Consider the following 14,092-nt stretch of genomic DNA (forward strand, 5'->3'; position numbering starts at 1 on the left):
GAGGCAGATGATGGGAAGAAGACTTGAATATGAAGTAAAAACTTCTGTCCGCCTCAACATGAGCAATCCTCAGCATGTGAAAATCAATGATGTGATTCAGAACCTTGATCCGAAGATTTTCAAATCTAAGAACCAGTTCATTATAGATGCGATTCAGTTCTACATTGATAATTATGGAAAAGAAACTTTTGTTATCAAGAAGAAGGAAAAAGAGAGGGCTGAATATATCCGGTCAGAAGATATTGATGACATTAAGGAAGAGGTCATTGAAGCAGCAACCAATGAGGCTAGAAAAGAGGTAATAAAGCTGTTAGGCGGAGTGATATCCGGGATGAATGTTGGTCAGCCGGTAATAATGCAGGCAGCCAATAGTGAAGCACAAGAACCTACAGAAGATGTTATGGACGATGCAGATGTTGCAGGACTTGCAATGGGATGGATGTCGAAAGGAGACTGATTATTATGAGAAGAGTTATGGGAGCCGTAGGAACAGTAATTTTAGAGATACTCAAGTGGATATTGAGGATAATTCTTGGAGCGTTGAAGCTGGTCTTAGGACTTGCCAGAATAATTCTTCTTCTATTCGCTATGGTGGCAAGGATATTTCTTTCATTCGTAAGAATGGGCACATTCTGAGAGGAGGTGAGCGTATGCAGGTAAAGGGTTTATTCTTAAATTACAAGAAAAACAGAAGACTTATGCAGTATTTCTTTAAAATAAGAGAGCTGGTATAATGAAAGGAGTTTAAGATGCACAGAATACGGGACAGTCCTATGTGTCCCGTGCATTACAGATAAATAGTTCACCGCAAGGGTGGATGGCACGGAACACAAAGCCCGTCCCTCTTGCGGAGAAGGGATGGGTGATTACTATGAAGAAAATAAGTATTATCTTATTATCCGCAGTACTGGTCTTTTCAATGGCTGCCTGTAATGGTGGTAAGGAAAAGGCTGATAATCAGACAGAGAAACAGATGGAAAGCGTAAAACCAACTGAAGAAGTAGCAATGGCAACGGAAGCTGTTACAGAGGTCACAACCGAAGCTGGAAGTGAAGAGACAGAGAAAGATATTGCCGAGGTTAAGGATTCAGAAGAGAAGACTGATAAGGAAGATAACCAGTCTGCTGATAATGAAACTGCTTCAAAGCAGAAAGAAAAGTCAGAGCAGGATGACGAGCCGGAACAGAAAGCTCCTGCAAGTGGTAATAAGGAAGCTGGTGGAAATCAGAGTAATGCAGGTAATGGTGGTCAGACTACAGACAGTCCGAAAGACAATGTGAGCAATCCACAGCCTGCATCCGTGGCGTACAGTCCACAGAATGTTGTGTCACTTGCAACAGCAAAGTGTCAGGCAGGAGGGATGATTACCACACAGCAGAATTTACAGAATCATTTGAATGACGGCAGTATCACGCAGGAAGAGTACAATGAGTACTATCCTTACGATGGTATGGAAGGCTCTTATTATAGTGTGTTTGTAGAGACAGACCTCAACAAAGCAAGTACCATTGATGGACAGCGGTTATCATCTGAGGATGCAATCGCAGAATATATTGCAAGTATGTTACTTTTGGAAACAGATCCGGTATTCTACATCAGTTATGATGGAGTTTACACGACAGGCGGCACAAACTATTACGAGTTTCGATGTCACAGATAAATAAAAACGAATAGAAGCAGAAGGAAGAAAGATGTAAGCCATAAACTTATGTCTTTCTTTTTTTATGCGTAAATTAAGGAGGAAAGAGCACATGAAACAGAAACTAAAGCGTTTTATGGCAGGATTTATGGCTATGCTCACACTGGTTGGAACACTCTTTACGAATGGAACAACAGCATTTGCAGCCAGTCCGCAGGCAAATATTGCGTTCTGGAATGCGTCAGTCAAAAATTCCGGAGAAGTAAGTGAGCTGAAGCCCGGATATAATCATGGTAAGATTCTGTATTCAATTCTTGACGGAAATTCTGCATATTGTATGAATTTCGGATTAAGAGCAGATGGCGGTCAGCTTATGAACAGCTACGATGATGCGAGCACATCAATGTCAGCACAGCAGAGAAAGCTTTTAAGTTACTGCCTTTATTATGGGTTTAACAGTACACAAAAGGCGGCACCAAGCAATAGTCAGTGCAATGAGTATATCGCAACTCAGGCAATGGTATGGGTTATTGTAGCAGATATCTTTGGAACCGGAAGTGGTGATTCGGCAGCAAGAAAGCTCTGTAACACAGCACCAAGTCCTGATTCTTCATACAGCTATTATGAGAGACTCAGGGACAATATCAACAGTTCCTACAATGCAACGCTTCCAAGTTTTGCATCACGCAGAACCAGTGAGGCACCAACTTATGAATTAAAGTGGAATGAGGGAAGTCAGAGATTTGAAACAACATTATCTGACAGCAATGGTGTTTTATCGGATTTTGATTTTGGCATCAGCGGATATTCTGTTGATAAGAATGGCAACAGTATTACAATCTCTTCAACGAGCGTGAATACTACAGCTACAACAGGAACATTCACATCCAATGCTGGCAAGGTTGAGACAACATCAAGCTGTGTATTCTGGCTTACAGGAAAGAGCGGATATCAGGAGTTTATTTCTGAAAGACCGACAGCAGATCCTATCAAAGCATATATCAAGGTCAAGACAGAGAATATCGGATATGGTGAGCTTACAAAGACAGATGAGTCAAGCGGAGTGAAGCTTTCCGGTGCAGTCTATGGAATCTATTCTGACAGCGGATGCACAAACAGAATACAGACCATGACAACAGATGGAAACGGATATGCAAAGTCAGCTGCACTTGTCGCAGGTACTTATTATGTAAAAGAGATTACCGCACCAAAGGGATATGTCCTTTCCGGTAAAGTTCATACACTTACTGTAAAAGCAGGACAGACAACGGGAATCTCTGCAACAGATAAAGAGCAGCTTGGAGCAATCACAATCTATAAAGAGGGTGAGGTGCTTAGCTCATGGAATGGAAGTAACTTCACTTATGAGAAAAAGAAGCTTTCCGGAGCAGCATTTAAGGTAACTGCTGGAGCAGATATCTATAAGGCAGATGGTACAAAGGTGTATAGTGCTGGCGATGTTGTGGCAGAAAGCCTTACAACAGGAACTGACGGACAGGTGGTATTATCTGACCTTCATCTTGGAACTTATGTGGTAACTGAGATTAAGAGCATTGACGGGTATACAATCAATACCACACCTCAGACAGTAGCAGTTGAGTATAAGGACCAAACTGTGACAGTACAGTATGAATCAACTACGATTGAGAATACAAGACAGAAAGCCGATGTATCTGTCGTAAAGAAGGACTCTGACACAGAGAATCCTCTTGATGGTGGCAAGTACACACTTTATGCCGGAAATGACATCAAAAACTATGCCGGACAGGTTATTGTGACAAAGGGTACAGCTCTTGAGACAGTAACTACAGGTGAGGACGGAAAGGCAAGCTACAGCGTGGATCTGCCAATCTCTAACGGATATTATATCTCAGAGACACAGGCACCATACGCTTATATCAGAAACCAGTCTGATGTGTATAGTTTCAACTTCAATGTATTGCCTGAAACACAGGCAAAGGCATCATTCAGCCACACATTTAAGAATGACAGAACTACAGCTAAGATTCACATTTACAAGGTAGATAAGGAATCGGGCAAGGCAGTTCCACAGGGTGATGCAAGCCTTGAAGGAGCAGTTTATGGTCTTTATGCCAGAAACGATATCGTGCATCCGGACGGAGCAACAGGTGTTGTATTTAAAGCAGGGGACTTAGTTGCAACTCTTACAACAGATAAGAATGGCGAGGCAGAGGTAAATAACCTTTATCTTGGCAACTATTATGTGAAAGAAATCACACCATCAGAAGGCTATCTTCTTGATGAAGAGGAGCATGATGTAGTATGCGACTACGAGGGAGACTTAGTAGCAGAGGTATCAAGAAGTACAACTTCCGCAGAGCAGGTCATCAAGCAGCCATTCCAGCTTATCAAGGTATCGGACAATGGCGATGATACTGAAGCAGGACTTCTTGCAGGAGCAGAGTTTACAGCTTACTTAAAATCATCTTTACCTGTAAAGGAAGATGGAAGCTATGACTTTGATAAGGCAACTCCAGTAGTAATCGGTGAAAATGGAGCCACAACAATCACATCAGACGACAAAGGACATGCAGTATCCATTGCAATTCCTTATGGAACTTATGTGGTAGTAGAGTCAAAGACTCCGCATAACATGAAGACAATCAAGCCATTTGAGGTAAAAATCAGCGAGAACCATCCTGACAAGCCTCAGACATGGAGAGTATTCCTTGACAGGGAGTTTACTGCAAAGCTTCGTGTAATCAAGAAGGATTCCGATACAAAGCAGACAGTACTTGTACCAAATGCAGAGTTTAAGATCTTCAATATTGATAAGAATGAATATGTGAAGCAGTACACAACTTATCCGTCAAAGGTCGAGCATACTTCATTCTTTACTGACGATGATGGAGATTTAATCTTACCTGAAGCACTTAAAATCGGTAACTACCGTATTGAGGAAGTATCTGCACCATACGGATATGTTGTAAATGATAAGTATGTCAGCATCTCTGTTGATACTGATACAGCATTTGAAACAGATGGTGATACAAATGATGCAATCATTACTGTGGAATATTCCGATGCCCCTGCAGTCGGAGAAATGACTGTAGAAAAGAAGGGTGAGGTACTTGACGGATTCAAGGGTGGACTTCTTGCAAGCTCATATGAGAAAGAGTTTGTTTATAAGGAAGGCTCACTTGCCGGAGCAAAATTCAAAGTTTATGCTGCCGAGGATATTTACACAGCAGACAACCAGAAGGATGCAGACGGAAACCGCATTAAGTATTACAGCAAGGGAGACCTTGTGACAACTCTTACAACTGGCAAGGATGGAAAGGCAACAGCTAAGAATCTTCCTCTTGGACAGTACAGAGTTGTGGAAGTGGAAGCTCCATACGGATATGTATTAAATCCGAATGAGCAGAAAGTGACATTCACATATGTGGATGATAAGACACCTGTTATCAAGGAAAGCCTTACTTTCTCAGATGACAGACAGAAGCTTGATATGTCAGTGACTAAGCTTGATGCAGAAGATAACACACCGATTGCAGGTGCAGTATTTGGTCTTTATGCAGACGAGGATATCAAGAATGTAGATGGCAAGGTAATTATCGAGAAAGGCACACTTCTTGAGAAGACAACATCTGATGAGAATGGAAAGATTGCTTTTGTTAAGGATTATCCATTTGCAAAATATGTTGCAAGGGAGCTTGTAAAGCCTGCCGGATATGTGACAAATGAGGAAGCAGTAAACTTTGATACAAAATATCAGGGACAGGATGTTAAGACTGCTGTATATAACAGCAAGTATAAGAACACTCCTACAACCTTTGAGTTTACAAAGACAGATATCACAAGCGGTGCAGAGCTTACAGGTGCAACACTTACTGTACTTGATAAGGATGGAAATGTGGTAGACACATGGACATCTGATGCTAAGGAAGCACATGTAATCAAGAGACTTGTAGTTGGAGAGACTTACACTCTTCGTGAGGAATTTGCTCCTTACGGATACCTCAAGGCAACTGATATCCAGTTTACAGTAGAGGATACAGGCAAAGTGCAGCATGTAGAGATGAAGGATGAAGTACCTACAGGTTCCATTGTCATCAATAAGGATGGCGAATTTGTAACAGATACTACTCTTATGAAGGGTTACTGGTATGACTTTATCTTCAATTTCTTCAAGGACAGCCTTGCAGGAGTAACTTTTGATGTATATGCAAAAGAGGATATCGTAAGTGCTGACGGACTTGACACTGTATATCATAAGGCAGGAGACAAGGTGGCAACCATCGTGACAAATGATAAGGGTATCGCAAGAATTGATGACCTTCCACTTGGCAAGTATTATCTTGTTGAGACAAAGACCATTGATGGATTTGTATTAGATGATACACCGATTGAGGCAGACCTTTCCTATATCGACCAGAATACAAAGGTTGTTTTCGCAGGAATGGATGTGACAAATGAGCGTCAGAAAGTGCAGATTACTGTTACAAAGACTGATTCAGAGACAAAGAAAGAGCTTGAAGGTGCTGTATTTGGTTTGTATGCGAAAGAAGATATCGTAAATAAGGATGGAAAGGTTATTGTCAAAGCAGATACACAGATTGAGAGAGGTGTTACTGGAAAGGATGGCAAAGTAACATTTACCTCTGACCTTCCGCTTGGACAGTATTATGTCAAAGAGATTGAGGCACCAAAGGGCTATGTGAAGTCTGATAAGATTTTTGATGTGGATGCTTCATATCAGGGAGATAAGGTAAAGGTTATCGAGTTTAAGGCAGCATTTGAAAATGCACCGATCAAGGTAGAGATTTCAAAGACTGATATCACAGGCGAGAAAGAATTACCTGGAGCAAAGCTTTCAGTTATTGATGCTGATGGAAAGCTTGTTGAGAGCTGGACATCAGAGGCAGGAAAGACTCATATGATTGAGAGACTTCCTGTCGGAAAGTACACACTCAGAGAGGAATCTGCACCATATGGATATAAGGTGGCAAGTGATGTGACCTTTGAAGTAAAGGAGACAGCAGAAATCCAGAAGGTATCCATGAAGGATGAGCAGGCAGTCGGTAAGATTGTCATTGAGAAAACTGACAAAGTAACCGGAAAGCCAATCGAGGGTGTTGTATTTGAAGTAAGAGATAAGGACGGAAAGGTGCTTGATACACTCACTACTGACAAGAATGGTCATGCAGAGAGCAAGGAGCTTCCTATCTGTACTTACAACGAGGATGGAACTTTTAAGGAAGATATCCATTATACAGTAGTTGAGACAAAAGCAGCTGACGGATATATCCTTGATGAAACAGCCCATGATGTAACTCTTCGATATGATGACAATGCACCGGATGTTGTTGTAGCAACTCTTAAGCTTGTCAATGTACCGACAGAGCCTAAGCTTCCACAGACAGGCGACAATGCAAATCCGCTTCTTTATCTTGGAATTGGTGCACTTGCACTTATTACAGGTGTTGGAGTCGGACTTCGTGGAAGAAAGAAAAAGAATAAACAGTAATAATTAACCTTGCGGGGAATGTAAGCCAGTGACTTATGTTCTCCGCTTTTTTGATTTGGAGGACAAACAGTGGTAGGAGAAAGAATCAGATATTACAGAAAACGACAAAAAATGACACTCAGGGAACTGGGCGAGAAAAGTGGTTTTGAAAATAGAGGTGATGTAAGAATTGCCCAATACGAAAATGGTTCAAGAGTTCCAAAGACGGGAACGTTGAACAGGATTGCAAAGGCACTTGGTATTCCGCCAGAAGAATTATTCTGTGAGAACTGTAGAAAGTGCATGTTTCTCAAGAATTATTACAGAAAGAAAAGAAAATCTCATACCACTTTTGATATGGGAATCGAAGAAGACAACAGTTACAGAGAACACAATAATCCCGATGATGAGGGAATTTTATATGACAATTTAGATTAAGGAGGAACCGTAATATGATGAATTACGAGATTTTTAAGGAAGTAGTAAAAGAAAAGTTTATGGATTATATGCCTGAGAAATTCAAAGGAATGGAGCTTGTGGCAGAGCCAGTGGAAAAGGTGAATGTGACTCTTGATGGCATCATCTTAAGAGAAGAAGGCAGGAACATTTCGCCTACGATTTATATCAATGACATGTATAAGAAGTATCAGGACTGTGGTGATCTTGAGGAAACACTTATGGCTGCATGTGATTTTATGGAAAGGGCATATGAGCAGGCTCCGGTTGTTGATGTGGACAGCATTATGAAGGATGCTAACGAGAAGATTGTATTCCAGCTCATCAATACAGAGCAGAATAAGACATTTTTGGAACAGGTGCCGCACAGAGAGTTCCAGGATCTTTCTATTGTGTATAAGGTAATAATCAGTGCAGATAAGGATGCGGTGCAGAGTTCAAAAATTACAAATGAATTTGCGAAAAGACTTGGAATGAGCGAGGAACAGCTCTTTAAGTGTGCAGCGGAAAACACAAGAAGACTCTTCCCACCTGTCGTTCGTAGCATGAATGACATTATGAGAGAAATGTTTGCAAGAGATGGGATGCCACAGGAGATTGCAGATATGATGATAGCTGAGATTCCACCAGAGCAGACGATGTGGGTGATTTCCAATGAAAAGGGTATCAATGGTGCAGCATCCATGCTTTATGAGAATGAGCTTCATGAGCTGGCAGAGAGTTTAGAGAGTGACCTTTATATTCTCCCTTCGAGCGTGCATGAGGTTATTGCAGTATCTTCAGATATGGGAAGCCCTGAGATGCTTGCACAGATGGTAGTCGAGGTAAATATGCAGGAGGTGTCTTTGGACGAGAGACTTTCCAATCAGGTATATCACTATGATAAGGATTTAAGAAAACTCACACTTGCAACTGATACACCTAACAAGAGACTTGATGGTATCGTTGCAGAACCTCCCCTTGTATATGATGCGAAGGAAAAGTCCAGATAGGAGGCAGTTATGGAGCAGGAACTTACAATGGAAGAACTCATTGCTCTCATAAACAGCCAGAAAGGTGATTTTGTTATCCGTGTCGAGTTTGGAGAGGAGGCGGTGTCTGATGCCAAAGAAGAATGACTTCAAGCTTGATGTGGTTTCGGTAAGACTTGTAAAGGATGCTCCGATTTATTCGGAGCACACTTTTAACAATCCGGCGGATATAGCTGCTGTCATGGGAGACTGTATGTGCCAGTTTGACAGGGAAGTAGTGTGTGTGGTCAATCTAAGGTCAGATTTAAAACCTATCAATGTGCATTTTGCAAGTGTTGGTTCTTTAAATGAGGCAATGGCACATCCGAGAGAGCTGTTTAAATCAAGTATCCTAAGCAATGCGGCAAGCATGATGTTAATCCATTGTCACCCATCCGGGAACGTATTTCCAAGTAAGGCTGATACCATGATGACAGACCGCATGAACAAGCTGTGTGAACTGATGGGAATACCGCTCATTGACCATATCATAGTCGGTGGAGACAATCGTGAATTTTTCAGTTTCAGGGAAAAAGGCACGATTGATAATCCTAAGATTACCCTGAGCACAGATTACCGGACACTTGATATCAAGTCACCGCTTGTAGCAGAGCAGGGAAAGGCAAGGTGAAAGCATGGATGGAAGATTTACGGATGAAGAGCTTGCCATAGCAAAGAGTGTTGACCTGTGTGCAGTTGCAGAAAGTCTTGGGTATACAGTAAAGAGGATTGGCAAATACCACACTTTAAAAGAGATGGATTCCATCCGCATTTACAACAGAAGCCATTGGTACAGATGGTCAAGGCAGTTTGACAAAGGCAACAATGGCGGCTCACAGATAGATTTCTTACGGGTATTTTGTGGAATGAGTGTAAAAGAGGCTGTGTTCTGGCTTCTGGACTTTGCAGGATACAGAAGAATCGAGAATCCTGTAAAGCAACCACTTGTTCATCAGGTATCACAGAAGCAGGCAGAGGAGAGAAAGCCGTTTGTCCTACCGGAACCGGCAGGAGATAATTCCTATCTTATTTCATATCTGAATCAGGAGAGAGGAATCAGCAGAGCAGTCATAGATCTTTTTTTAAAAGACGGACTGATTTATGAGAGCAGGCATTACCACAATGTTGTTTTCAAGGGAAATGATAAAAATGGAGTGACAAGATTTGCAAGTATGAGGGGCGTGTTTGATAAGCAGGGCAAGCCATTCAAGTGTGATGTCACAGGCAATGATAAAAACTATGGATTTAATGTAGTAAATGTTAACAGTACAGAGCTTGTAGTATTTGAGGCAGCAATCGACCTTATGAGTTATGTTGATATCTTCACGGATTATGAATCAAATAAGCTGGCACTTGGAATGCTTGCAGATGCCCCGCTTGAGACATTTCTTCGGGAACATCCGCAGATTACTTCCATCCGGTTCTGCCTTGATGGAGATGAGCCGGGACGGAAGGCGGCAGCTGAACTTATGAGAAAGTATTATGAGCTTGGATATGAGGTAGAAGACTGCCCGCCTCCAGCCGGATATAAGGATTACAACGAGTGGCTTGTAGCGGCAAAGCTTAATCTGAACAGGATGAATAAGCGAGCAGATGAACCAGTCAGGGCATGAGAAACCGGATTTTGATGTGTGGGGGCAGAAAGCGCCCCCAAAACAGCAAAGTGGGGGCAGAAAGCGCCCCCAAAATGTCAAAGTGGGGGCAAAAAGTGCCCCCACAATTTGGACACGACAAAATCCGGACTGAAGTAAAAATAAAAGTGGGGGCAGAAAGCGCCCCCAAAATAACAAAATGGGGGCAGAAAGCGCCCCCAAAGTAGCAAAGTGGGGGCAAAAAGCGCCCCCACTTTCATAAACAGAGGGTTTTAGGGAGATTTTCTCCCTAACTAGATGGCATTAGGACAGAGATGTCTCTAATGCGTATCTAGCCGTAAACCTAAGAGATTCAGACAGGCGTGTGGGTGGAAGAGATATACAAAACACGGATAAGGGAGGTGCAGGAAAGCAATGGATAAAGAACTTACAATAATCGCAGAACCAGAGGAACTTATTGCCTGGGCAGACACATTTGATATCTTACTAAACCCTTCGATAGAAGATGCTGCAATTCTGCTTAACTATATGGAAGGACATGATTATGCCATTGGCATAGATTCAGATGGGAAGATGTACAGGCAGGATGTAGCTGAGGAGAATGGTGAAATTGAACCATACCCGATAGATGATGTTATAGATATTGTCTGTGAATGGAACTATGAACTGATACTTGATGCGGAAGCACACAGGAGTGATCCAAAGGATTTTAACGACTATAACGAGTATCAGAGCAAGTATGAAAGTCTGAAAGCAGATGAAAAGAGACTGGACAGATTGTTTGATAAAACCTGTTATGGTAAGGAACTTATAGAAGTTGCCACAGAGCTTGCAGACAGGGTTATTGCCCAGCTGGGTAATAAAGAACTGGAAAAAGTTGCTGTAACAGTAGCAGAAGGAGTAAGAGAATACAGTACGGGTAAGAGAGGAAGGTGATTCTATGGCGGATAAAGTTCATTGTATAAGGAAAACACTAAGACTTATGCCACAGGAAGCGAAGGTACTTTCTGATAAGGCAAAGGCAAATGGAATGAATGAAGCCGAATATATCAGGCTTCTAATCAGTCAGAAACCAAATGATTATCCGGAAGTAAGGAAACTTCTTAAAGAGCTTATCAATGAGATAAACCGAATCGGCATTAACATCAATCAGATTGTATTTAACAGCAATGCACAGCTGTATTCCAAGAAAGATAAGGAACAGCTTGTGACATATATGAAAAAGCTGAATCAGTCTGTCAGCGAGGCGGTGGTAAAGATTGGCAATCAGTAAGATACTTCACATGAAGGACAGCGGGAATTCTTTTCATGCAAGGCATTTGAAACGGGCACTGGATTATGTGATGAATCCTGAGAAAACGCAGGGAGGAAGACTTGTGGGAGCTGTTAACTGTCAGGCAGATATGGCTTTTGAACAGATGATGGATACAAAGAAGCAGTTTGGAAAAACAGACAAGCGACAGGGGTATCACATCATTCTTTCCTTCAAAGAGGATGAGGTGGAACCGGACAGGGCTTTTGAGATAACACAGAAGTTTGTAGCAGAATATCTTGGCGATGCCTATGAAGCGGTATTTGTGGTTCATGATAATACAGACCATGTTCATTCACACATTGTATTTAACAGTGTAAGCTTTGCGGATGGGAAAAAGTATCGCTACGAGAAAGGTGACTGGGCAAAGTATATCCAGCCGATTACCAATAAGCTGTGTCAGGAGTATGGTCTTTCCATTATAGATGTGGAGGATGGCAGCAAAGAGAAAAAGCATGAGAATTATAAGGATTGGAGCGAATATCGTGAAGGCAGCTTTGTGTGGGCAGATATGATAAAAAGAGATTTGGATGCCTGCATTTTACAGGCAAATGATTTCAGTGGATTTCTGGAGCTGCTGTCGGAAAAAGGATATGAGGTCAAGCAGGGAAAGTATCTGGCAGTCAGACCACAGGGGATGACAAGATTCAGAAGATGTAAGACTCTTGGCGAGAATTATTCACAGGAAGCTATTGTGGAGCGTATTGCTAAGGAAGATTTATCTTTTTACCAGTCACAGAATGAGGAAAAACAGGCAGCGATAGTAAAGTGCTATGTCAAAAGATACCACAGGGCGAAGATGTCAGGCTTGCAGAAAAGATATTATGCAAAGCTTTACCGGATTGGAAAGCTGAAAAAGAAGCCATACAGTCAGGTATGGAAGTATAGGGATGATATCCGAAAGATGCATAAGCTGCAGGAGCAGTATCTATTTCTGGTAAGGCATAAGATTGAGAGTGCGGAAGAACTTGTGTCGGTACTTGATAATCTGACGGATAAGAAGAAAGAAGCATCAAAGGAAAAGAGTAAGACCTATAAGGCTAAGGAAAGATTCAAAGATATTTTTGACAAGGCTGAACAGATCCGGGAGCTTAATGATGCGGAATCGTGTTATCAGAGTGGGGATACCTTCTTTGAAGATGAGCACAATGCATGGGAAAGGCTTAACACTGAACTTTTAGCACAGGGATACAGTGTGGAAGAGGTCGAGAGTCTTAGAAAGAAATATGAGAGCAAGTATGCACAGGACTGTAAGGCAGAACGGGCGGTATCAAAGGAACTTAGCCTTGGAAGATCAATATGGAAGGAACTTACTGTATCAGCTTCGGCAGAAGAGAAGCAGTATGACAAAGAAACAATAAGAGACAGAAAAGAACAGCCGGTACGTTAGGCTGTTTTTTTAGTGGTTAGGAGGCATATATGGAAGAAAAAAGAGAGCCATTAAGTGAAATGGCGATTGAGAGAAAGATACAGATTCTTCGTAATAAGCATATGGACAGTGAGGTTATTGCTCTTGTCAAAAGCGATTATGAATATGGACTGACTGATGATGAAATCGGTCTGTATCTTAACAAAAGTTATGACATTGAGCAGATGAAGGTGTTATCAAAATGTCTGCATAAGGGTGTATCAGAAGAGTTGTTAACGCTGCTGAAAGATAGCAGGATGGCAGCACCTAAGATGCAGACAGCATTGGATTACTATGAAAAAGGTGTGCCGATTGATGCAATCAGAGAGGTAGTCCAAAAAGATGATACAGCAGTAAACATGCGCAGGATGTTTGATGTCGTATTAGATAAGCTTAATAAAGCTAAAGAGCAGGTGCCACAGGATTTAGAGTATGTGAAAAGTCTTGTAGCCCAGATGGATGAAGTGGTCGAAAAAATCAATCACCAGAATGAAAGGTATGATGCCCTGAATAAGAAGCTTTCTGAAATAGAAACTTCCAAAGATGATGAGGAAGTCAGGGAGCGTCTGGTCAAGGAGAACCAGGATAAGGATGCTCTTATCAACAGTCAGCAGAATGAACTGAATAAGGCAAGCAGTACGATTGCAAGACTCAGGGATGATATTGAGAAAAAGGATAAGGAGATAAAGCGTATGGGAGACAGAATAGAGTCATTGGAAGATAAGATCATAAGTGTTGCCACAGAGAATAAGAAAGAGGCAGAAAGTAAGGCAGAGCCGCAGGAAAGCCAGTCCGTACCACAGGCAGAAAAAAAGATGGTTGATACAGTTGCAGTTCCGCAGAATATGCAGGCTGTGGCAAACGGGATTCCGGTCTATTATCAGATTCCGGTAGTTGATGGTACTGGAAATGTGGTGCAGAGACTTCCGATTGAGCGAAGTGTGAGAAAGAGCAGCAACAGCGGAGTGGCAAGTCTTTTTGCAAGACTGTCATTTAAGAAAAAGTCAAGAGCAGACATTGTAAAGCTGGTTGCATCGGGAGACCTTGTTCCGGCGCAGCTTGTGCAGATTAAGAGTGCAATAGAAAAGGGACTTACTGAGTCACAGCTTGTAGAGCTCATAAACAACAACATTTCAGCGGAAAAGATGAAGGAGATCATTGAGATTGCTGTGCTTGAAAACAGCATGGCAGATTAGGAGGAACTT

At 41.9% G+C, this 14,092-nt stretch carries 12 protein-coding genes; all 12 read left to right on the forward strand.

Going from position 1 to position 14,092, the window contains the following annotated elements:
- Positions 1-7 precede the first annotated feature (7 nt).
- The 12 genes from DW005_RS01840 to DW005_RS01900 all read left to right on the forward strand — a co-directional run bounded on the left by DW005_RS01840 (position 8) and on the right by DW005_RS01900 (position 14,083).
- The gene (locus DW005_RS01840) at positions 8-457 is read left to right on the forward strand and encodes a hypothetical protein (protein ID WP_055196091.1); all 450 of its coding nucleotides are present in this window, start codon (positions 8-10) and stop codon (positions 455-457) included.
- Positions 458-462: 5 nt separating this feature from the next.
- Positions 463-636: a hypothetical protein gene (locus DW005_RS01845; protein WP_015516967.1), complete on the forward strand. Its 174-nt coding sequence runs from the start codon at positions 463-465 to the stop codon at positions 634-636.
- A 235-nt stretch (positions 637-871) separates the two neighbouring features.
- Entirely contained in the window at positions 872-1,660 is a 789-nt protein-coding gene (locus tag DW005_RS01850; RefSeq protein WP_242989335.1) for a hypothetical protein, read from the forward strand.
- 91 nt (positions 1,661-1,751) lie between these two features.
- Entirely contained in the window at positions 1,752-7,130 is a 5,379-nt protein-coding gene (locus DW005_RS01855) for a SpaA isopeptide-forming pilin-related protein (protein WP_181974912.1), read from the forward strand.
- A 69-nt stretch (positions 7,131-7,199) separates the two neighbouring features.
- Positions 7,200-7,547: a helix-turn-helix transcriptional regulator gene (locus DW005_RS01860; RefSeq protein ID WP_021894481.1), complete on the forward strand. Its 348-nt coding sequence runs from the start codon at positions 7,200-7,202 to the stop codon at positions 7,545-7,547.
- A 14-nt stretch (positions 7,548-7,561) separates the two neighbouring features.
- Positions 7,562-8,557 (forward strand): DUF5688 family protein, encoded by a 996-nt coding sequence (locus tag DW005_RS01865; RefSeq protein ID WP_055225152.1) that lies wholly within the window; start codon positions 7,562-7,564, stop codon positions 8,555-8,557.
- A 109-nt stretch (positions 8,558-8,666) separates the two neighbouring features.
- Positions 8,667-9,206: a JAB domain-containing protein gene (locus DW005_RS01870; protein ID WP_117477937.1), complete on the forward strand. Its 540-nt coding sequence runs from the start codon at positions 8,667-8,669 to the stop codon at positions 9,204-9,206.
- Between the two features lie 4 nt (positions 9,207-9,210).
- Positions 9,211-10,188, forward strand: a complete 978-nt coding sequence (locus DW005_RS01875; RefSeq protein WP_117477938.1) for a DUF3991 and TOPRIM domain-containing protein — start codon at positions 9,211-9,213, stop codon at positions 10,186-10,188.
- Positions 10,189-10,581: 393 nt separating this feature from the next.
- Complete coding sequence (locus tag DW005_RS01885; RefSeq protein WP_117477939.1) at positions 10,582-11,103, forward strand: multidrug transporter; 522 nt, start codon at positions 10,582-10,584, stop codon at positions 11,101-11,103.
- Positions 11,104-11,107: 4 nt separating this feature from the next.
- On the forward strand, positions 11,108-11,440 hold the full coding sequence (gene mobC, locus DW005_RS01890; protein ID WP_117477940.1) for a plasmid mobilization relaxosome protein MobC: 333 nt from the start codon (positions 11,108-11,110) through the stop codon (positions 11,438-11,440).
- A complete protein-coding gene (locus DW005_RS01895) occupies positions 11,427-12,869 on the forward strand; it encodes a relaxase/mobilization nuclease domain-containing protein (RefSeq protein WP_330669159.1) in 1,443 nt (480 codons plus the stop codon). Before mobC ends, DW005_RS01895 begins: the two co-directional genes overlap by 14 nt.
- 29 nt (positions 12,870-12,898) lie before the next feature.
- Positions 12,899-14,083, forward strand: a complete 1,185-nt coding sequence (locus DW005_RS01900; RefSeq protein WP_006858864.1) for a hypothetical protein — start codon at positions 12,899-12,901, stop codon at positions 14,081-14,083.
- Positions 14,084-14,092 lie beyond the last annotated feature (9 nt).

Origin of the sequence: Clostridium sp. AF36-4 (genome assembly GCF_003435975.1) — a bacterium.
Taxonomy (GTDB): domain Bacteria; phylum Bacillota; class Clostridia; order Lachnospirales; family Lachnospiraceae; genus Eubacterium_F.

Excerpts from the sequence above, each read along its gene's own strand:
- DW005_RS01840 (WP_055196091.1), top strand. The coding sequence starts at position 8 with ATGATGGGAAGAAGACTTGAATATGAAGTAAAAACTTCTGTCCGCCTC.
- DW005_RS01845 (WP_015516967.1), top strand. The coding sequence starts at position 463 with ATGAGAAGAGTTATGGGAGCCGTAGGAACAGTAATTTTAGAGATACTC.
- DW005_RS01850 (WP_242989335.1), top strand. The coding sequence starts at position 872 with ATGAAGAAAATAAGTATTATCTTATTATCCGCAGTACTGGTCTTTTCA.
- DW005_RS01855 (WP_181974912.1), top strand. The coding sequence starts at position 1,752 with ATGAAACAGAAACTAAAGCGTTTTATGGCAGGATTTATGGCTATGCTC.
- DW005_RS01865 (WP_055225152.1), top strand. The coding sequence starts at position 7,562 with ATGATGAATTACGAGATTTTTAAGGAAGTAGTAAAAGAAAAGTTTATG.
- DW005_RS01870 (WP_117477937.1), top strand. The coding sequence starts at position 8,667 with ATGCCAAAGAAGAATGACTTCAAGCTTGATGTGGTTTCGGTAAGACTT.
- DW005_RS01875 (WP_117477938.1), top strand. The coding sequence starts at position 9,211 with ATGGATGGAAGATTTACGGATGAAGAGCTTGCCATAGCAAAGAGTGTT.
- DW005_RS01885 (WP_117477939.1), top strand. The coding sequence starts at position 10,582 with ATGGATAAAGAACTTACAATAATCGCAGAACCAGAGGAACTTATTGCC.
- mobC (WP_117477940.1), top strand. The coding sequence starts at position 11,108 with ATGGCGGATAAAGTTCATTGTATAAGGAAAACACTAAGACTTATGCCA.
- DW005_RS01900 (WP_006858864.1), top strand. The coding sequence starts at position 12,899 with ATGGAAGAAAAAAGAGAGCCATTAAGTGAAATGGCGATTGAGAGAAAG.